Raw genomic sequence first — 17,216 nt, forward strand, 5'->3', positions numbered from 1 at the left:
AAACAACACTATGAAAAATTTATGGTTGCTCCCTTGCTTGCTTCTTTTTACTGCCTGTTCCGATGATGATCCCGGTACTGAAGGTGATCCAAGAATTGAGAGTGAAAATCTCATCGGCATCTGGCATCTGGAACCTTTTCCGGCCCAAACCGAACTGCGGGAAACCATTTCCTATGAATTTTTTGAAACCGATACCTTCGAAGTCTTGAACAGCGTAGAGGATATAACAGAAAACCAGGTCGTTGGTTATCGGTACAGGGCGACCGGCAATTATTCGCTCAGCGGAAATAGGTTGACCATGGATAGAAACGATATTTACCTTAACAATGACATTTCTGGATTTTCTGCTACCGTGGAGGAATTGGGACTTTCAACCGATAGTTGGACGGAAACCGTTGAAATTACCTTGAATGGAAACGGCAATTCGTTGACCTTTGATTACGGTCCTTGTAACGATACGGCAAACTGTATAGGCACCCTGACTTTTTTAAGGGTACAATGAGTGCTATCCACTACACATGAAGGCTAGGAATTACAAAATACAAGATGTGCATTCAGCAGTAATCAAAAATGAGGGATTACGGAATAGTTATCCTTGGGCCGAAAGTTCTTCTTCGTTCCCTTTTGACAGGGATACCAATCCGCCCACGGCCCCAAGGTTCATGGAATCCAATGCCGAGCTTGGTACAATGACCATGGATCCCTTTTCCTTTAAACCTTCAAACAACATGTTCATCCCTCTAAGGTGTAACGCTACTGGGTTCTTTTTATAGCGTTCACTGGCCTCTGAAAACTTATGGGCGATTTCGGTTTCGGCCGTTCCAAGAATCACCCTTGCCCTGCGCTCGCGCTCTGCTTGGGCCTCTTTGCTCATGGCGTCCGCCAGGACCTGGGGAATGATGATGTCCTTTATCCCAACCGTTTGGCAAGTAATCCCCCAGGGATTCGTATTGTGATCTAAAACCTTTTGTAGATCCTCCGCAATCTTTTCCCTTTCCTGAAGAATATCCGCCAACTCGTGTTTCCCTATAATATCCCGCAATCCCGTCTGGGCGATATAGAAAATGGCCCGTTCATATTCCTGTACTTCCAGGGCGGCCTTTTCAACATCCCAGACCGTCCAATATACTACGGCATCCACATTCACCGGAACCGTGTCTTTCGTTAAGGTCTGTTCGGCCTTAAAATCCGTGACCCGGACGCGCTGATCAATATATTTGTCTATTTGATCGATGATGGGAATAATGAAAAAAATCCCAGGCCCCCTCAGGCCCCGGAACTTTCCCATCCTTAAAACGACCGCTTTTTCCCACTGATCGGCTATATGGATAGATCTTGCCACTAACAAACAGGTCAACAATAGGAAGGCTAACTGTTGGGAGTTGACCAGGTCAAAGTAGTAAAGCGTAATGCATATACTTGATGTGGCTATCATTACGGTCGCGGAAATGGGGTTCCAAAATTTTTTGGTTTTCGCTTTCATATTATTTTTGATTTTGTAGTTGATCGATTATCTCATCTATGGTAAACCCATAGCTATAAGCGATGGAAGAAAACTCGTTGCATATTTCGCCTAGTTTTTGTGCCCTTTCCTTCGCCGATATCCTGATTTTGTTTTCATTGATAAAAGTACCCGTACCCTGATGGGTTTCCAGTATATTTTGAATTTCCAGTTCCCTATAGGCTTTGGCTACCGTATTTAAATTGACCTTCAAATCCACGGCCAAAGACCGAACCGTAGGGAGTTGCTCGCCTGTTTTCAAGTTTCCCGAAGCAATACCAAATTTAATCTGGTCTATAATTTGCCTATAAAATGGAATTCCGGTCTTGGGGTCCAATCTAAACTTGATCATTATACTATAAAACTATTGTACTATACATATAGTACAAACATACAATAAAATTCTTACCTTACCTAACGTATTGTGCAAATACCACATTGGCCATAGAAAACCAAGACCAGTGATTTAATTTGTAAATTGGATCAAAGCCAAAAGGACGATGAAAGGAAATCTGGTAATAGTGCTATTTATTGTCATTCTTGGTTCATGCAAGCAAAAACCCCATATAAATCCATATCACCCACATTCGAACAAGCTCACCATTATTCAAGACGGATTGGGAAAACGTATTGATTCCCTACTATTGCAAGAAATCGCTATCGGATTTTCAGGGTCCGTAGTTGTTTCCGTCAATGATAAAATTGTTCTTCAGAAAGGCTATGGTTGGACAGACTCTTTAAAAAGCTACCCAATATGGCCCTCTACCAAATTCTATTTGGCTTCCACCACCAAAGGAATTACCGGTGTACTGACCTTGGTGGCTCAACAAAAAGGAATCCTCAAAACATCCGATTCGCTATCCATGCTCAATGAAAATTGTCTGATGCATTTTGGGAACATTTCCATTCATAACATGCTTGTTCATACCTCGGGCTTAAGCAATGCATATGAGACCTATGGGGCAACCGAAAGGGAAGCTAATTTGGAACTTTTGTATACAAGACCCTTGGGGCCCAAAGGTGAATTTAAATATTCCAGTGCCGGTTATTGGTTAACTTCGGCTATTATCGAGAAACTATCGGGAATCCCTTACGAAGAATTTGCGCGGGAAAACCTATTTAAAAAGGCCACAATGGAGAACACGGATTTTTGGTTCGAGGCCAACGAACAGGATAAGGACGTGTTTGCACAAAAACAGAAAAAATTCCCGCCCGGCAATCTATACCCAAATTGGGGCTACCGGGGATCTGGGGGCATTACAACCAACATTATGGATCTAAAAAACTATTTTAGGGCCCTAACTACTTTTCAAATCCTAACTAAAGAGTCATTGGATCAATTGTTCGGCCCACATCTAACGCTGGAAAGTGGTATAGGTATTGGATATGGTTGGTATACGACGACTACATCAAGAGGGACCAGGGAAATATGGTCGCGTGGCGGGGAATCATTTGGACATAATAGTGCAATCAGATGGTTCGTGGATGAAGATGTGGCCATTTTAATTTTAACGAATTGTGGTGAGATCGAAAGCGGCGGGGAAGCCAATAGAACGGTAAGTAATAAAATTGAAAACCTTATTTTTTAAGGTTTTACAGCATATAATTCCCAAATTGTGCCAAAAGAAGGGGAAATGGGGCATGCGGACCACAAAAACCACAAAACCTTCCAATCATACAGATACGGGATAACATCACTGTTTTTTTATGAGTTTTTCAGAACCTATAAACTCTTTTTTATTAAATAGATACCAGGAGTGTTTTGTGGGTATAACGATACCATTTATTTTTTCAATTTCATGGTAAATGATATACTCACTGTCCGGATGGAGTGCCGGATGAAAAAACTGGGCTATCCTTAGAGCGAAGGTCCGAGGGTCAAAATAAAACTTCCAATATTCTTCGGACTGGGTCAAGTTATAATTCACCTTCAATACCCATAATTTCTCTTCCTGAAAAGTGGTCAATTGCGGATTTCCCACGAAATTGACTTGGTTGTCATCCAATTTCATGGGAAGTCCATACATATAAATCCAGTAATTGGTCCTTTCAATTATACTTTTACAATCCAGAAAAAAATTTTCCAATTCTCCCTTGGGCGGTATGTCCTTCCCGTTACGTCTGACGATACAGGTGTCCTTATGTACAAAGCCCCCGGTAAGCGTGTCCCCGTTTTTAAGCACCTCGCTCCAGTGGGCTATTCCCAAGGCATTGTCCAAGGTAAGTTCCACGGGTTCTTTTTCGCTTTTGATAATGAATTGGCCCTTGAAGGTCTGCCACTCGTCATTTGGATCATGATATTGAACGGACTTTTTTACCAAAAGCTCGTTGGTCATATTCTGGGCATTGAGCAAGGCTGAGCTCACTAGGAAAACAAATAGGAACGTCTTTTTCATGAAATCGTCTTTAAAAGAAGGACGATTTGTTTTTTATAGTGTTACTCTAAAAGCCTAAAAAATGCGAAAAGGTCCGTAGAAATAAGGTTCCCATACCAAAAATTAGATCAAAACAAAACACCTTTGGCCAATTAAAGGAGACCATAGATATCCCTTAAAACCTTTTCATTTCCATTTTCATCCCTGACCTTTAAATGGTAGCGGATGGTTATAGGCGTACCGATTGGAGCATAGTAATAGATGATCCATGCATCCGCTTCCCTAACACCGATACATCCATTTGAATACGACTTTCCCAAGGTCTCAGGGTTTGTGGTAGGATGTATCATCTGTCCATTCCGGATTCCGTCGATTTCGGTTTCCAACCAAGGTATTTGGGGCATTAGGGTCGTTTTTTGGTCATCCCTTTTGGTGAAATAAAATTGTTTGCCATCCACGGGATTATAGAAATCGGGATCTTTTACATGTTTTATGATTATGCCTTTTCCTTGTTTCGTTCGCAGATCCGTTAGCCTATCACCCATGGCCAAATAACGCTTCCTGTTTTGCCCTACCCTAATGGGGAAGGTATAGAGCAGAGAGGAGTCTTGATAGATCCGTAATGTGAATTCAGGAATATTTATGTCGATATAGGTATTTTCAAATTTCCGGAGGAGATTACATCCCGATAGGGAATCAGGGATTCCCAATACACTCCCTTTGGGTAATACAATTAGTTGTTTTTGATCGTATACAAAAGAATCCCGTGCCGCCATTCTATAATAATCCGTATCTACCAAAGTATCGATAATCCAAGGGTTGGCCCTTACCAGTAGGTATTCCGATAATGGATACTCTGTTAGGTCCTCATAGGTGGCGACCAACGAATCCATGAAACGAAAATAATCCCGTATCCGAACGGTATTCTCTATATAAACCTGTTTCGGAAAATCTTGTTTTTGAACCGTTTCCAAAAAATCATAAGCCATCAAAAAACCATCTTTGGATATGGTTCCTACTAAAGCTACCCTTATCAGCAGCGCTAGAATAATCGTGAATTTTAGCCAATTGCTCATTTTTTGGGTGGTTTTAAGGACGGTTTTCTGGGGTATCGAAACGACCCGTATCGTTAATCACCGAACATCCCAGTTCAGAAAGTTCCCTACGTACGACCTCCAAATCGTTGGTTGTCAGGTATTCAAAGGAAATACTTGCATTATCCATATCTAGCGTAGTATTCCAGATATTGGGTAGATTATACAGCTTGTCCAAAATGGCCCTTTCGTTGATTCCAGATTTCATAGGTTGAAACTCAAATGTAGTTCGCATGATTCCCTCGGTTTACCTTCTAAAGTTAAGCAGCTACATAACTATTAAAAATGAGCGGGATCAGTCTACTCTAGATAGCGACTACACGTATGACCACCGTCATTTCGAATGAACCCTTTGCTTTTTACTTTTAGAGTAGGACATGTCCACGAAAATTGAAGTATGGCACAGGTATTTCATGTACCCAACGGAATACGACGGTTCTTTATCGAAATCGGGGAGCTTTCCTTTTTCGCTGGGCGCTTTTTTAAGGAAACCCTACGACGACCTTTTGAATTCAGGGAACTGCTGCGGCAATGCTATCAGATGGGAAACCGCTCCCTGACCTTGGTTCTGGTCACAGGTTTTATCATTGGATTGGTATTGACCTTACAATCAAGACCTACAATGATCCAGTTTGGTGCCGAATCATGGATGCCCAATATGGTAGGTATTTCAATTGTTAGGGAATTAGGGCCCGTTATTACCGCCCTTGTATGTGCAGGTAGAATCGCTTCCGGCATTGGGGCCGAATTAGGTTCTATGCGGGTAACGGAACAGATAGATGCCATGGAAGTCTCCGGCACCAATCCTTTCAAATATTTGGTAGTTACCCGAATCTTGGCAGCGACCTTGATGCTTCCATTATTGGTGATTTTAGGTGATGCCGTGGCCCTTTATGGGTCGGCCTTGGTAGAATATTTTAAAGGTGATGTTTCCTTCCAACTCTATTTCAATACGGTTTTCGATGCCTTGTCCTATGGCGATTTGATACCCGCCACCATTAAGTCCTTCTTTTTTGGATTCGCCATTGGGCTAGTGGGTTGTTACAAGGGATATTACTGTAAAAAGGGGACTGCAGGAGTGGGTTTGGCGGCAAACACGGCTGTAGTTTTTACATCGATGTTACTCTTTGTCATCGATTTTGTAGCTGTATTTATATCCGATATTTTTTATGAATTATGATCGAAGCCCAAAAGGACATACCGATACAGGAACAAAGTACCGAGACCCGGAAGGTAATGCTGGAAATTAAAGACCTGTACAAAAGTTTTGGCGATAATAATGTCCTAAATGGGTTCAACCTAAAGTTGTACCAAGGGGAAAACTTGGTCGTCATGGGAAAATCGGGCTCCGGAAAATCGGTCATGATCAAATGTTTGGTCGGTTTAATCCAACCGGACAAAGGCTTCATTTCGGTCATGGGACAGGAAATAAAGACCTTGGATCGTGAAACCTTGGATGCATTACGTTCCGATATTGGTTTTCTATTTCAGGGAAGTGCCCTTTATGATTCCATGACCGTACGTGAAAATCTGGAATTTCCGCTAAGAAGACATACCGAGAAAGTGGGCATGGTCAAGGACACCAAACCTTTGGTGCTGGAAGCCTTGGAAAGTGTAGGTCTGGCCCAGACCATGAACTTGATGCCCTCGGAGCTTTCAGGGGGCATGAAACGCAGGGTAGCCTTGGCACGCGCCTTGATCCTAAGGCCGAAAATTATTCTATACGATGAACCCACAAGCGGATTGGATCCTATTACGGCAAAGGAAATCATTGAACTTATGCGACACGTACAGAAAAAGTATGAAACATCGTCCTTGATAATTACGCACGATGTGGATTGCGCCAGGGTCATCTCGGAACGGATGGTCTTATTGGTGGACGGAATCAATTATGCCGAAGGATCCTATGAAGAACTTACAACATCGAAAGATCCAAAGGTGGAGGCATTTTTTAAAAAATAAACCATGGAAAGGACTACTTCGGAAAAAATCAGATTGGGCATTTTTGTCATTATAGGAACCCTTTTGTTGGTAATTGCTGCCTACCTTGTTGGCAACCAGCAAAATCTATTCGGCAACACCTATACCATCAATGCGGTCTTTAAGAACGTCAACGGACTTCAAAAAGGTAACAATGTACGGTATGCGGGTATCAACATCGGTACGGTAAGTGGCATTGAAATGCGGAACGATACGGCCATACGCGTCTCCATGTTGATACAGGAAAAAATGCAAAAGCACATTAAAACAAATGCAATTGCCACTATAGGGTCCGACGGACTTGTGGGCAGTATGGTCATAAACGTAGTCCCAGGCAATGGTACGGCACCCTTGATACGATCCGGTGATGAAATTCTTACCATAAGCAAGATCGCCACCGTTGATATGTTGAATACTTTAAGTGTCACCAACGAAAATGCGGCCCAGCTTACCCAAGACCTACTTAAGGTTACCGCTTCCCTCAACAGAGGGGAGGGTACCTTGGGGCGGTTATTGAACGATACCCTCATGGCCAATAATCTACAACGGACGTTGATCAATCTTAAGAAGGCTAGCTTTGGAGCGAATACGACCATAAGTCAACTTAACGATATCGCCAAAAAATTCAATTCCAATGAAAGCGTAATGGGCGTGCTATTGAGCGACAGCATTTCTGCGGTTAAAATGCAGCGGATTATTGCACATTTAGAAGCTTCGAGCAGTGAACTCAGTGGTATGTCAAAAGACCTCAACAGGGTGGTCGGAGATATCAAGGATGGAAATGGAGCCTTGAGTTATTTGGCAACGGATACCACTTTGGTCTCACAACTACAAAGTACCATGCAAAATGTGGAACAGGGGGTGGAACGATTCAATCAGAATATGGAGGCCTTAAAACATAACTTTTTAACCCGGGGATATTTTAGGAAGCTGGAAAAACAGGAAAGAAAGGACAAGCAAGAGGAATAATCCTTCCAAACAAAACCACTATATCCATTATTCAATTTCAATATAACTAAGGCGCTACGATCCTAGGTAAAAAGCCTTTTTTTGCTATTCTTGCCTTTCCTCAAGGAAAAAGGCAAAAAATCGATGTTTGGCATGGTCTAATTCCTCCGTGAATATGGAGGATTTCCTTGAAAGGCCATCTTCCATTAGATAGCTCAAAGGCACTAGGACATCAAAACTTCGGAACACTTCTTTGGAAATGGCCAAAATGGGCAGTGCCAGTATCATTCCGGAAATGCCCCACATAATGCCTCCCAAAAAAAGTCCAAGTATGATGAACAAAGGATTGATCTTAATACTAGGTCCCATAACATTGGGCGAAATCAGGTTGCCTTCTATTTGTTGTACCAAAATATACAAGCCCAATACGGCCCAAGGTTGCCATAGCGTATCGGAAATCATCAGCATGTAGGTAAAAGGTAAAATACCGCCGATAGTGGTGCCCACATAGGGGATAATTTCAAGAAATCCTGCCAAAAATCCCCAAAAAAATGGGTATGGAACACCGATCAACCACAAACCGGAACCAATGAGAACACCCAGAATAACAATAACCAGCCCCTGCCCTATCATATAGCGTTTGGTAAGTTTTTGTACCTCGCCGAACAACTGTTCTAATGCTCCCCTCCTTTGGGGATTTACCTGGGACAAAATATAGTTCTTAAACGCGGTCCGGTACAATAGAATAAAATAAGTCATAAGGACCACCAATACCATATTCGCCAAAACTGTGGTACCGGATTGGAAACCTTCCTGTAACAGGCCCATGGGAATATCGATCGCCTCGTTCAAATTTTCGGGAATCCAGCCCAACGAAGTTTCCGGATCCAAACGCAATTCCTGATCCAGCCAATCCATGAACTGAGCCATAAGGCTGTTTATTTTTTCCTTGGCCGACGGCAACTTTCCGAACAAGATCCGAGACTGATTGAAGAAAAAGAAAAGAAGGGCCAACAATGGTACAACTGCAATAAGATACGAGGCAAATATGGCCAATATCCTGTTATGAAGTTTAAGTTCAAAAACGGAAACCACAGGTTTTAGCATTAATGCAAAAAAAAACTAAAGCATAACGGCACAAGGATAATTTTAGCCGCTATAAGTATGTATACCACTAAAACCACTATACCGAGGAAATAAAAAACATTGGGAAGGTTTATGGTGTATCTTTTCATGTACTGCTGCATTCGGCTTATTGAAAAAGGGCTGAAAGCCAATTGGGTCTTTCTAGGGTCGCTGATTTAAAAGCATGCCATCCGTAGACCTTCTATTTGGGGATTTTACGGTTGAACCTCCATAAATGCCGTGACCCATTCTTGAAAACAAAGCTCTAGATTCTACGCTAAAGGGCAATGGAATATGAATCGCTTCCCTGTTCCTGCATTTGCAGTTGAATCCTTTTCTGGTTGAACGCCAATAGCGGAATGGACACCTCACCTTCCATAGTACGCACCAAATCCCTATGAAATAGTCTATCATATATGGAAGAATGCTCACGCTCCATCATCACCAGCATATCGGCATGTTCTTTTCGAATATAGGAATGTAAGCCAGATTCCACATCCTCGGCTTCGGACATACTGAAAACAATTTCAGGATACGATATTTGCTGTCTTAGCTCACGCTCAAACCATTTCATATGCCGGTCCGCATCGGACTCGTTTTTAAGGGGTATATGTACCACTTTAATGAGAGCCCCATAGCACTCCGCAATTTTTACCAAACTACCGATGGCGTGAATATCGGCTTTCTCAAAATCCGTGGCATAGATAAGGGTAGACAGCCCGTGATAGTAAATGTAATTGGGTAACACCAATAAAGGAATGTCTATTTTATTCAGAAGCTCATTTGCAATGTTTCCTGAAAAAATCCCTCTAAGGGTATATTCATCCTTCATGCCCACAATAATAAGATCCGGTTTCAGAGTCCAGGAGGCCGATAGAATACTCTTTGCCACAAAATTACTTTCAACAACCTGTATTTTTACAGGATTTAAATACAATTCATTTTTTAAATGGGTGCTACAATAATTTGTAACGATTTCCCTTTGTTCTTGATGCAACCTTTCTTCCAATTGCTTGGGAGGTCGTATCGTGGCGACTGTAACGGGAGGAAGTTCGTATACATGTAAAACATGTAACTCAGCGTCCATAGCACTGCTAAGGCGGTACGCATAGCGCAATGCGGGAGCGGAATTCCGGGTACAATCCGTAGCGTATAGTACTGTTTTCATTGCTGATATGTTTTAGTACTACAAAATTATGTCACAGCGGACTATCCGTAAATGACCATGGTCATTTAAGTGCATTTTTTTAGGTTGATATGATCTCTATCCGTTCTCCAACAATTCCAGATAACCTTGCAGTAGAGCCAAATATCGTTCTACTTCGGCAAGCGCCTTCCTTTTCGCGCTTTCATTCGATGCGCTCTTGGCACGAAGACTGTTGACCTTTGCCCGTATATTGGCACGGTAAGCTTTATAATAAACAAAAAATTTGCGCTCTTTTTGTGTCCCCATTGCCGGAAACTTAAGATTATAGTGTTCAATACATAGGTTGGACAACTCTCTTTTACCAAAGGCCTCCAGGTCCATACATAAAAAAGCGACTTCGTTCAGTACATCAATATAACGGTAATCGTCATTGAACTCCAAACAGTCGAACAGCTGTGGGGTGGGCAATAAAAAGATATTCCGGCTATGCAGGTCTCCGTGGCAATCCCTAAAAAAACCGGAGCTTAACCTATTTTTCAGCAACTTTTTGTTTTTGTCAAGGAAAGTATCGGAAATTCCTATCGCATGGTCAATAACCCCAATTTTATTTGTACCGAAACATGTTGACAGGAATTGCTTCTCCGCTTCCAAATCATTGAATCTTTGCTTGATATCCAACACATTTTTCTTATAAATAATCCTGGCGTTCCCATGAAATTGAGCTATCCGTTCGGCCAAGTTTCTTATATCGAACGATGTTACCTTATCCTTTGTCAAGAGTACGTCCATTTGTCTTCCAGGATCCATTTTACGCATCTTTACCGCATAGTCCAAAATGGCTCCTTTAGTACCTCCTATTGCCAAAGAGTCCTGTATTTTACGGACAGGCAAAACCTTGAGGTATATGTCCTTTGCAAATCTTTGGTTCAGTTCAATTTCCTTATGGCAATTGTGTTTTCGGAGCTCAAGAGTAGAAAAGTCAAGGAATGAATACCGGATAGGCTTTTTAATCTTGTACACGAATCTATCACATAGGATTACCCAGGATATATGGGTTTCGACCAATTTCCGTTGACCTGTAATCTCGGGAAAATCGCCTTTGGACAGCAAGATATCAATCTGGTTTTTTGTCATTGTTCCATCCAAGATATTGTACAGCTTTTTGAAGCATACTATGGATATTCGCGTTGGTGGATTCCAGAAGCAAATGGGGTTCCTCCAAAGACTCCCACTCCTGTTGCAGACTTTGATACACTTCAAAATCTGCATCGCTATAGGGCCTTTTCTTTTTTAATCGTTCCCTGATAATGGATTCTTTCGCCCATACCTCGACAAAAAATAGGCTTTCCTTTGCCTGCTTAACAAAAGGTTTTCTAGTTTCATTTTTGTGGAACGTGGCATCCAGTACCAAATTTTTATGATACCGGATGGCTTCCTTCATTTTTTGAAGCATCATATCATAGATCTTCGCCTTTTCCCCCTCCGAATACATTCTCATCTTGAAATTTTCCTTTCGCAACCGATCACTATTAACGTATTCGGCATGAATCATTTTTGCCAGCCTTTGGGCGAAATAACTTTTACCGCAACCGGGCAGGCCCAGGACGATTACAACCATACTTTTTTTGTCTTAGGTGGTATTTTCAACTCGCCGTTTATCCTTCAATGCCCAATAAATGCCTTTCACATCCTCCACCCAAACATCGTACATGAAAATAAGCGTGATTTCCTCTATGGTTTCCAAAACCCCGATAACTATCATGACGTAAAAAAGCCAATACACAGGTCCAAAAAACAATGTCCACAAAATAAAGCTGGCCTGCATCACAGCCGAAACCTTGGCCAAATAGGTATGAAAGGCCGTCGCCTTGCCATATTTTTTCAAAGCTATCAGCATTTGGAAAATATAGGGTACGAACGCTATGGCGATAAGCAACAGGTTGTCCCGGATAAATGTATTTTCAAAGACCCATAGCCCAATGAGTCCCAATACAAGGGTAATTTGATCACCCATGGAATCCAATTGCGAACCCCTGGCACTTGTAATCTTCAATTTCCTGGCCAGATAACCATCAATAGCATCGGTACTATAACTTATGAGCAAAAACCAGGTAAACAATCTTCGCTCCTCAAACCAAATTAGCAAAAGCAACAAAGGCACTGCCAAGATGCGGTAAAATGAAAACCAATCGGCTATATTGAAATTTTTAAATGTGGGCATTTTCATTTTTGGATTCTAATATAATTTTTTGACGGTGAGCCCCTGCGATGGTGGATTCTCCCGCCAAGGCGTCCCAATTAATGTCAACATGTTTAAAAGTAATCGAGGGAATCCTCAATCAAAATGACCAAAATCATACGGATAATTATTCCCAAACTGATACCCATCATTTTCATCTTGACATCATTTTTTTAGCTTCATACTAAATTTAGAAGTGATGAATACCATTCTATATGCCACCGACTATTCCGAGAATTCCGTAGCGGCCCTGCATTTTGCATATGCATTGAGCAAGGAACTGAATGCCGAATTGATGGCCCTTCATGTATTTGATTTACCCCTGACCTTGGCCAGCACCATCTCCTATACCTATTCACGAAAGGAAGTAAGGGCCTTCGGGGACCATCGTGAAAAACTGATTGCCTTTTGTAACGAACATCTCAGACACGAAAACCAACCCTTGGCCATTACGTGGAAAGTGGACGAAGGAAAGCCCGTCTCCGAAGTTATCATCAAAAACGCCAAAGAACTGGAGGTGAACTTAATCGTTGTGGGGACTAGGGGTGGAAGTCGTATTAAGGAAGTAATTTTGGGAAGTACGACCAGCGCGTTGATCAATTCCGCACCCTGTCCCGTTTTAGCCATACCCGAAGATGCCGATTTCCATGGCATTAGAAAATTGGTGTATGCCACCGATTTTGAAGGCACCGATATCTTCGCCATTGAAAAAACGGTTGAGTTGGCAAAGCCTTTTGAGGCCGATATCCACTTGGTGCATGTATCCACAAAGCCCCGTCATACCAGCGAAGACCAAATGGAATGGTTCAGGAGGATGTTGCGTCATAAGGTGGCCTATGAGAACATCCGATTTGAACTTCTTTTTGGTGATGATGTTTTCTTGACACTACAGGAATATGTGGATGAAATTGAGCCTGATTTGGTCGCCATGCTGGAACGGGAAGGTCATAGCCTAATTAAAGGCCTTCGCCATCGTGACTTGGTAAAACGTATGAAAAGTGAAGGGCATTTACCCCTATTGAGCTATCACAAGAAGAACGTTGTTGTGTAGTCTTTTCCATAAAACCGATTGAACGGGTAAGGCTTTGATAGGGTGAATAAACCAAGATGGGACCTTAAGATTTTTTTGTATAAATCAACGATTATGGGAATGTTCAGGAATAGAATTGACGCAGGAATTCAATTAGCGGAAAAATTGCTCAGGTTCAGAAATGAAAATGTAGTGGTCTTGGCCATACCTAGAGGTGGACTCCCTATCGGTTCTATTGTCGCCAAGACCTTAAACGCTCCTTTGGATGTGGCCCTTACCAAAAAAATAGGACACCCGGACCATAAGGAATATGCCATTGGGGCGGTTAGCCTGGACGATATTATACTCACCAATGCCCATGGCGTGCCCCAAGATTATATTGACAGGGAAATTGTACGAATACGGAAAAAACTTGGACAGCGCTACGAGCACTACTATGAAGATAGGTGCCCGCAAAACCTAAAGGATAAGACCGTTATCATTGTGGATGATGGTGTGGCAACGGGCAATACCATTCTTGCTACAATAGAACTAGCAGCCTATCAAAAGCCCCAAAAAATAATAGTCGCCATACCTGTAGCACCAAGCGCTGTCATCAGAAAATTTGAAACCATTCCCAATCTTACCGAAACCATCTGCTTACAAACGCCCGCTGATTTTCAGGCCGTAGGACAGTTCTATAAAGTGTTTGGGCAGGTATCCGATCAAAGGGCCATACAATTGTTGGAGGAAACCAATGCCATTAACCCTTAATAACCGCTACCGGTTTCAATTTTGCTACTTTTTTTGCTATTCCCGAGGCATTTACGACATCAACAACCGAACCCACATCCTTGTAAGCTACAGGAGCTTCTTCCGCAATGCCCCTAAAGGAACCGGCCTCGATAAAAACACCCTGTTCCCTAAGCTCTTCTTTAAGAACAGGGGCATTGACCACTCGTTTGGCCGCACTTCTCGAAAGTCGTCTTCCTGCACCATGACAACAGGATCCAAAGGTCATTTCATGGCTTTTGGAGGTACCGGCAAGGACATATGAGCATGTACCCATACTTCCCGGAATGATTACCGGCTGTCCGGCTTCCCTAAACGCAAGCGGTAACTCCTCAAATCCTGGACCAAAGGCACGTGTTGCACCTTTACGATGTACTATGACCTTTTGGGGCGTACCCTCGATAGTGTGCATCTCAATCTTTGCAATGTTATGCGCCACATCATAAATCAACCTCAAGTCCCCACCCTTTTTACCAAAAATATTTTCCCAGGCCCTTTTAACTTCCCAAGAAATGATTTGTCTGTTGCACCAGGCAAAATTAGCCGCTGCGCACATGGCTTTAAAGTATTCCTGTCCTTCTGTTGAATTAAAAGGAACACAGGTCAATTCCCTATCCGGTACATGTATCCCATACTGCGACGTGACCGCCATCATTTTACGAATATGGTCCGTTGCCACTTGATGCCCCAAGCCCCGGGAACCTGTATGAATCAAAAGGACTATCTGACCTTTTTGTAAACCATAGGTCTTGGCAATGGCGTTATCGTATGTCTCCTCCACAAAATCGACCTCCACAAAATGATTGCCCGAGCCTATGGTTCCTAATTGATCCAATCCTCTATTTTTGGCCATTGTGGAAACAAAGGCAGGGTCTGCATCCTTCAATTTTCCATAACTTTCCATATAGGATAGGCTTTCCCTTGTTCCATATCCATGATCCACGGCCCAATGGGCGCCCTCCACAAGTACTTCGTCCAGTTGTTCGATGGAAAGTTTAATTGTTCCCCCCTTTCCCATGCCCGAAGGGACTTGTGCATACAATTCCTTAGATAGGACTTCCATGATATCCTTGTTGTCCTGTATCTGAAGTTGTGATGTAAGCAGTTGTACCCCACAGTTGATATCATAGCCTATTCCTCCCGGTGAAATAACCCCTTCCGGGTAGTCCATTGCCGCCACCCCTCCAATGGGAAAACCATAGCCCTCATGTACATCCGGCATCACCATCGATGCTTTTTTGATACCTGGAAGTGTAGCTACATTGACCAATTGATTAAGGGATCTGTCCTTGATAATGGCATCAAGAAGACTCTCCGAGGCAAGGATTTGGGCAGGGACACGCATGTCCTCCCGAAAGGATTTTGGAATCTCCCACAGATAGTCCTCCAATTTTGTTATATGCTCTTTTTGGACTTTTTTCACACCTCTAAATCCAACAAGTTGGTATTTTAAAGAAAAACGCACTCAAATAGCGTTCTCGTTTTGGTATTAAAAAATTAAAGGTCAAAAATGATATTGGTCTCCAAACAACCTTGGGCATTTCTTGATATAGCCGCTTCATGGTAGGTCACTCCCTTGATTTCCTCATCAAACTGGTCGAACCATATGCCATATAGCTGGGCATCGACCTTTGTAGCCGAGAGTTCTGAAAAGTAGACATGGCAGAAAAGGGTCTTTTGTATATAGGAAAGGGCCAGTACGTCGGATAAAAAATCGATCAAGAGACAAGTTGTGTCATTGGAAGATATAACTATCCTCATGGAACAATCATAATGATCAATGGTATCGCAACACCCTTCCTTTAGAATTTGCGCCATTTCCCTTAGGCTATTCTTAAAAAGTTCTTGGAGCGTATACCCGCTTACCTGTATCCCAATATCCGCTATATGTTCCATGGATTGTGCCATTGTTCAATTGTTTTTGTCCACAATATTTGATTTCCGCTTTGTATGAATATGACAAAATGTATTAATCCCACAATGATTCAAATCAGTCTTATGAATTTTAACGTTTGGCAAACCTTTTTTGGAAAAAGCTCGGATTCTAGGAATTTTAAAATAAAAAAGTACTGCCAAGGGAAGGATACTTAGTTTTGGCAGTACTTTTAGATAATCCTTGTTCAAAAAAAGGATTATACTTCCACAATACCAAAAGTAACTTTGGCATTCACGCGATATTCAACAATTTGATTATCGCTTACGGTCACCTGCATATCCTGGATATAAACAGATTTGATGTTCTTTACGGTCTTAGATGCCTCATCGACAATATTTTGGATGGCATCTTCAAAATCCTGAGTGCTATTGCCCAAGACTTCGATTACTTTTAAAACGGACATACTATATATTTTTAAGTGAATAATAATTTATATGGGTTATGGCAAATACATCTTATAAAAATTCTCCTGTTTCGTCAATTTTCACACGAATAGTCTCGTCCCCATTTTCCAATTTTAGCTTGTACTTTTTTACCGCACCCTTTTTCCTATGGTAGCTTACCAAATAAATATCCTTGGTTACGGTCCATCCGGGGAAACGTTTTAGGACGGCCTCCCGTATTGGGTTTGGTAAATTAATATCCTTGAACTTTTCGGCAGTACGAATCAAATTTCCATCCTTGTCATAAGCCGCAAGAATTTTACCTTCCGGAAGGTAAAAACTGATTTGGTACAGATTGTATTCGTCCTGATAAAAATCAAAACCCTTTGGATTATAGGCAGCTACTTTGCGTTCTAACAATTCAACAGGAATGGAAGCTACTTCTTGTGTGTTTACATCCTTTAGGTATCTATAATTCGTAGCATATACTATTACCTCGGAGAGTTTTTTCGTATCTACGGTCTGTGCATAAGTGGGGAAGGTGAAGCCGATGGCCAATAGGCCCAAAACAACTTTTTTCATAACTATGGATTTATGTTAATACTACTTAAGTAAATACTGGATGAACATTCTTCCTATGTTCGCCGGATCAAATGTATTCGGGTTATGGTAGTTCCGCAATGACCT

Annotated in this window: 20 protein-coding genes and 1 pseudogene; 7 read left to right on the top strand and 14 right to left on the bottom strand. The window is 42.0% G+C overall.

Annotated elements, in window-relative coordinates:
• The first annotated feature begins 10 nt into the window (after nucleotides 1-10).
• Nucleotides 11-502: a hypothetical protein gene (locus ACO06Y_RS20640; RefSeq protein WP_422080936.1), complete on the top strand. Its 492-nt coding sequence runs from the start codon at nucleotides 11-13 to the stop codon at nucleotides 500-502.
• Between the two features lie 87 nt (nucleotides 503-589).
• On the opposite strand, the gene ACO06Y_RS20645 is transcribed toward ACO06Y_RS20640, so the two are convergent.
• Nucleotides 590-1,483, bottom strand: a complete 894-nt coding sequence (locus ACO06Y_RS20645) for a slipin family protein (protein WP_422080937.1) — start codon at nucleotides 1,481-1,483, stop codon at nucleotides 590-592.
• A 1-nt stretch (nucleotide 1,484) separates the two neighbouring features.
• Nucleotides 1,485-1,853: a GntR family transcriptional regulator gene (locus tag ACO06Y_RS20650; protein ID WP_422080938.1), complete on the bottom strand. Its 369-nt coding sequence runs from the start codon at nucleotides 1,851-1,853 to the stop codon at nucleotides 1,485-1,487.
• A 148-nt stretch (nucleotides 1,854-2,001) separates the two neighbouring features.
• Between ACO06Y_RS20650 and ACO06Y_RS20655 the strand changes: the two genes are divergently transcribed.
• Entirely contained in the window at nucleotides 2,002-3,090 is a 1,089-nt protein-coding gene (locus tag ACO06Y_RS20655; protein WP_422080939.1) for a serine hydrolase domain-containing protein, read from the top strand.
• A 105-nt stretch (nucleotides 3,091-3,195) separates the two neighbouring features.
• Here ACO06Y_RS20655 and ACO06Y_RS20660 read toward each other — a convergent pair whose 3' ends face one another.
• The 3 genes from ACO06Y_RS20660 to ACO06Y_RS20670 form a co-directional block, all read right to left on the bottom strand.
• Nucleotides 3,196-3,897 (bottom strand): DUF6503 family protein, encoded by a 702-nt coding sequence (locus ACO06Y_RS20660; protein WP_422080941.1) that lies wholly within the window; start codon nucleotides 3,895-3,897, stop codon nucleotides 3,196-3,198.
• Nucleotides 3,898-4,028: 131 nt separating this feature from the next.
• Nucleotides 4,029-4,952 (bottom strand): L,D-transpeptidase, encoded by a 924-nt coding sequence (locus ACO06Y_RS20665; RefSeq protein WP_422080942.1) that lies wholly within the window; start codon nucleotides 4,950-4,952, stop codon nucleotides 4,029-4,031.
• Nucleotides 4,953-4,965: 13 nt separating this feature from the next.
• Nucleotides 4,966-5,205: a hypothetical protein gene (locus tag ACO06Y_RS20670; protein WP_422080943.1), complete on the bottom strand. Its 240-nt coding sequence runs from the start codon at nucleotides 5,203-5,205 to the stop codon at nucleotides 4,966-4,968.
• Between the two features lie 162 nt (nucleotides 5,206-5,367).
• Between ACO06Y_RS20670 and ACO06Y_RS20675 the strand changes: the two genes are divergently transcribed.
• The 3 genes from ACO06Y_RS20675 to ACO06Y_RS20685 are packed head-to-tail and all read left to right on the top strand — an operon-like array spanning nucleotide 5,368 to nucleotide 7,919.
• Complete coding sequence (locus ACO06Y_RS20675) at nucleotides 5,368-6,150, top strand: MlaE family ABC transporter permease (RefSeq protein WP_422080944.1); 783 nt, start codon at nucleotides 5,368-5,370, stop codon at nucleotides 6,148-6,150.
• Entirely contained in the window at nucleotides 6,147-6,932 is a 786-nt protein-coding gene (locus tag ACO06Y_RS20680) for an ABC transporter ATP-binding protein (RefSeq protein WP_422080945.1), read from the top strand. Before ACO06Y_RS20675 ends, ACO06Y_RS20680 begins: the two co-directional genes overlap by 4 nt.
• Nucleotides 6,933-6,935: 3 nt before the next feature.
• Nucleotides 6,936-7,919: an MlaD family protein gene (locus ACO06Y_RS20685; RefSeq protein WP_422080946.1), complete on the top strand. Its 984-nt coding sequence runs from the start codon at nucleotides 6,936-6,938 to the stop codon at nucleotides 7,917-7,919.
• A gap of 84 nt (nucleotides 7,920-8,003) precedes the next feature.
• Here ACO06Y_RS20685 and ACO06Y_RS20690 read toward each other — a convergent pair.
• The 5 genes and pseudogenes from ACO06Y_RS20690 to ACO06Y_RS20710 all read right to left on the bottom strand — a co-directional run.
• Nucleotides 8,004-9,008: pseudogene (locus ACO06Y_RS20690) on the bottom strand (AI-2E family transporter); the annotation flags it as partial.
• A gap of 292 nt (nucleotides 9,009-9,300) precedes the next feature.
• On the bottom strand, nucleotides 9,301-10,191 hold the full coding sequence (locus tag ACO06Y_RS20695; protein WP_422080947.1) for a universal stress protein: 891 nt from the start codon (nucleotides 10,189-10,191) through the stop codon (nucleotides 9,301-9,303).
• 96 nt (nucleotides 10,192-10,287) lie between these two features.
• Nucleotides 10,288-11,304, bottom strand: a complete 1,017-nt coding sequence (locus ACO06Y_RS20700; protein WP_422080948.1) for a hypothetical protein — start codon at nucleotides 11,302-11,304, stop codon at nucleotides 10,288-10,290.
• Nucleotides 11,285-11,788: an AAA family ATPase gene (locus ACO06Y_RS20705; protein WP_422080949.1), complete on the bottom strand. Its 504-nt coding sequence runs from the start codon at nucleotides 11,786-11,788 to the stop codon at nucleotides 11,285-11,287. The genes ACO06Y_RS20700 and ACO06Y_RS20705 overlap by 20 nt, the downstream gene beginning before the upstream one ends.
• A 12-nt stretch (nucleotides 11,789-11,800) precedes the next feature.
• Entirely contained in the window at nucleotides 11,801-12,391 is a 591-nt protein-coding gene (locus ACO06Y_RS20710) for a CDP-alcohol phosphatidyltransferase family protein (protein ID WP_422080950.1), read from the bottom strand.
• Nucleotides 12,392-12,608: 217 nt separating this feature from the next.
• On the opposite strand from ACO06Y_RS20710, the gene ACO06Y_RS20715 reads away from it, so the two are divergent.
• Both ACO06Y_RS20715 and ACO06Y_RS20720 read left to right on the top strand, forming a co-directional pair.
• On the top strand, nucleotides 12,609-13,460 hold the full coding sequence (locus ACO06Y_RS20715) for a universal stress protein (RefSeq protein ID WP_422080951.1): 852 nt from the start codon (nucleotides 12,609-12,611) through the stop codon (nucleotides 13,458-13,460).
• Between the two features lie 99 nt (nucleotides 13,461-13,559).
• The gene (locus ACO06Y_RS20720) at nucleotides 13,560-14,192 is read left to right on the top strand and encodes a phosphoribosyltransferase (protein ID WP_422080952.1); all 633 of its coding nucleotides are present in this window, start codon (nucleotides 13,560-13,562) and stop codon (nucleotides 14,190-14,192) included.
• Here ACO06Y_RS20720 and ACO06Y_RS20725 read toward each other — a convergent pair.
• From ACO06Y_RS20725 to ACO06Y_RS20740, 4 genes are all read right to left on the bottom strand, one after another.
• Nucleotides 14,182-15,633: an RtcB family protein gene (locus ACO06Y_RS20725; protein ID WP_422080953.1), complete on the bottom strand. Its 1,452-nt coding sequence runs from the start codon at nucleotides 15,631-15,633 to the stop codon at nucleotides 14,182-14,184. The genes ACO06Y_RS20720 and ACO06Y_RS20725 overlap by 11 nt on opposite strands.
• A 74-nt stretch (nucleotides 15,634-15,707) precedes the next feature.
• The gene (locus ACO06Y_RS20730) at nucleotides 15,708-16,118 is read right to left on the bottom strand and encodes an archease (RefSeq protein ID WP_422080954.1); all 411 of its coding nucleotides are present in this window, start codon (nucleotides 16,116-16,118) and stop codon (nucleotides 15,708-15,710) included.
• Between the two features lie 224 nt (nucleotides 16,119-16,342).
• Nucleotides 16,343-16,549, bottom strand: coding sequence for a dodecin family protein (locus tag ACO06Y_RS20735; protein WP_422080955.1), 207 nt, complete (start codon nucleotides 16,547-16,549; stop codon nucleotides 16,343-16,345).
• A 52-nt stretch (nucleotides 16,550-16,601) separates the two neighbouring features.
• Nucleotides 16,602-17,111, bottom strand: coding sequence for a nicotinate-nucleotide adenylyltransferase (locus ACO06Y_RS20740; RefSeq protein WP_422080956.1), 510 nt, complete (start codon nucleotides 17,109-17,111; stop codon nucleotides 16,602-16,604).
• Between the last annotated feature and the right edge of the window lie 105 nt (nucleotides 17,112-17,216).

This window comes from Ulvibacterium sp., assembly GCF_965228935.1.
Classification (GTDB): Bacteria; Bacteroidota; Bacteroidia; order Flavobacteriales; family Flavobacteriaceae; genus Ulvibacterium.

Bases quoted from the DNA above. Each gene is read 5' to 3' on its own strand.
- ACO06Y_RS20650 (WP_422080938.1), bottom strand. From the start codon at position 1,853: ATGATCAAGTTTAGATTGGACCCCAAGACCGGAATTCCATTTTATAGG.
- ACO06Y_RS20640 (WP_422080936.1), top strand. From the start codon at position 11: ATGAAAAATTTATGGTTGCTCCCTTGCTTGCTTCTTTTTACTGCCTGT.
- ACO06Y_RS20705 (WP_422080949.1), bottom strand. From the start codon at position 11,788: ATGGTTGTAATCGTCCTGGGCCTGCCCGGTTGCGGTAAAAGTTATTTC.
- ACO06Y_RS20715 (WP_422080951.1), top strand. From the start codon at position 12,609: ATGAATACCATTCTATATGCCACCGACTATTCCGAGAATTCCGTAGCG.
- ACO06Y_RS20700 (WP_422080948.1), bottom strand. From the start codon at position 11,304: ATGACAAAAAACCAGATTGATATCTTGCTGTCCAAAGGCGATTTTCCC.
- ACO06Y_RS20680 (WP_422080945.1), top strand. From the start codon at position 6,147: ATGATCGAAGCCCAAAAGGACATACCGATACAGGAACAAAGTACCGAG.
- ACO06Y_RS20655 (WP_422080939.1), top strand. From the start codon at position 2,002: ATGAAAGGAAATCTGGTAATAGTGCTATTTATTGTCATTCTTGGTTCA.
- ACO06Y_RS20740 (WP_422080956.1), bottom strand. From the start codon at position 17,111: ATGAAAAAAGTTGTTTTGGGCCTATTGGCCATCGGCTTCACCTTCCCC.
- ACO06Y_RS20695 (WP_422080947.1), bottom strand. From the start codon at position 10,191: ATGAAAACAGTACTATACGCTACGGATTGTACCCGGAATTCCGCTCCC.
- ACO06Y_RS20685 (WP_422080946.1), top strand. From the start codon at position 6,936: ATGGAAAGGACTACTTCGGAAAAAATCAGATTGGGCATTTTTGTCATT.
- ACO06Y_RS20735 (WP_422080955.1), bottom strand. From the start codon at position 16,549: ATGTCCGTTTTAAAAGTAATCGAAGTCTTGGGCAATAGCACTCAGGAT.
- ACO06Y_RS20670 (WP_422080943.1), bottom strand. From the start codon at position 5,205: ATGCGAACTACATTTGAGTTTCAACCTATGAAATCTGGAATCAACGAA.
- ACO06Y_RS20675 (WP_422080944.1), top strand. From the start codon at position 5,368: ATGGCACAGGTATTTCATGTACCCAACGGAATACGACGGTTCTTTATC.
- ACO06Y_RS20720 (WP_422080952.1), top strand. From the start codon at position 13,560: ATGTTCAGGAATAGAATTGACGCAGGAATTCAATTAGCGGAAAAATTG.
- ACO06Y_RS20660 (WP_422080941.1), bottom strand. From the start codon at position 3,897: ATGAAAAAGACGTTCCTATTTGTTTTCCTAGTGAGCTCAGCCTTGCTC.
- ACO06Y_RS20645 (WP_422080937.1), bottom strand. From the start codon at position 1,483: ATGAAAGCGAAAACCAAAAAATTTTGGAACCCCATTTCCGCGACCGTA.
- ACO06Y_RS20730 (WP_422080954.1), bottom strand. From the start codon at position 16,118: ATGGCACAATCCATGGAACATATAGCGGATATTGGGATACAGGTAAGC.
- ACO06Y_RS20665 (WP_422080942.1), bottom strand. From the start codon at position 4,952: ATGAGCAATTGGCTAAAATTCACGATTATTCTAGCGCTGCTGATAAGG.
- ACO06Y_RS20710 (WP_422080950.1), bottom strand. From the start codon at position 12,391: ATGCCCACATTTAAAAATTTCAATATAGCCGATTGGTTTTCATTTTAC.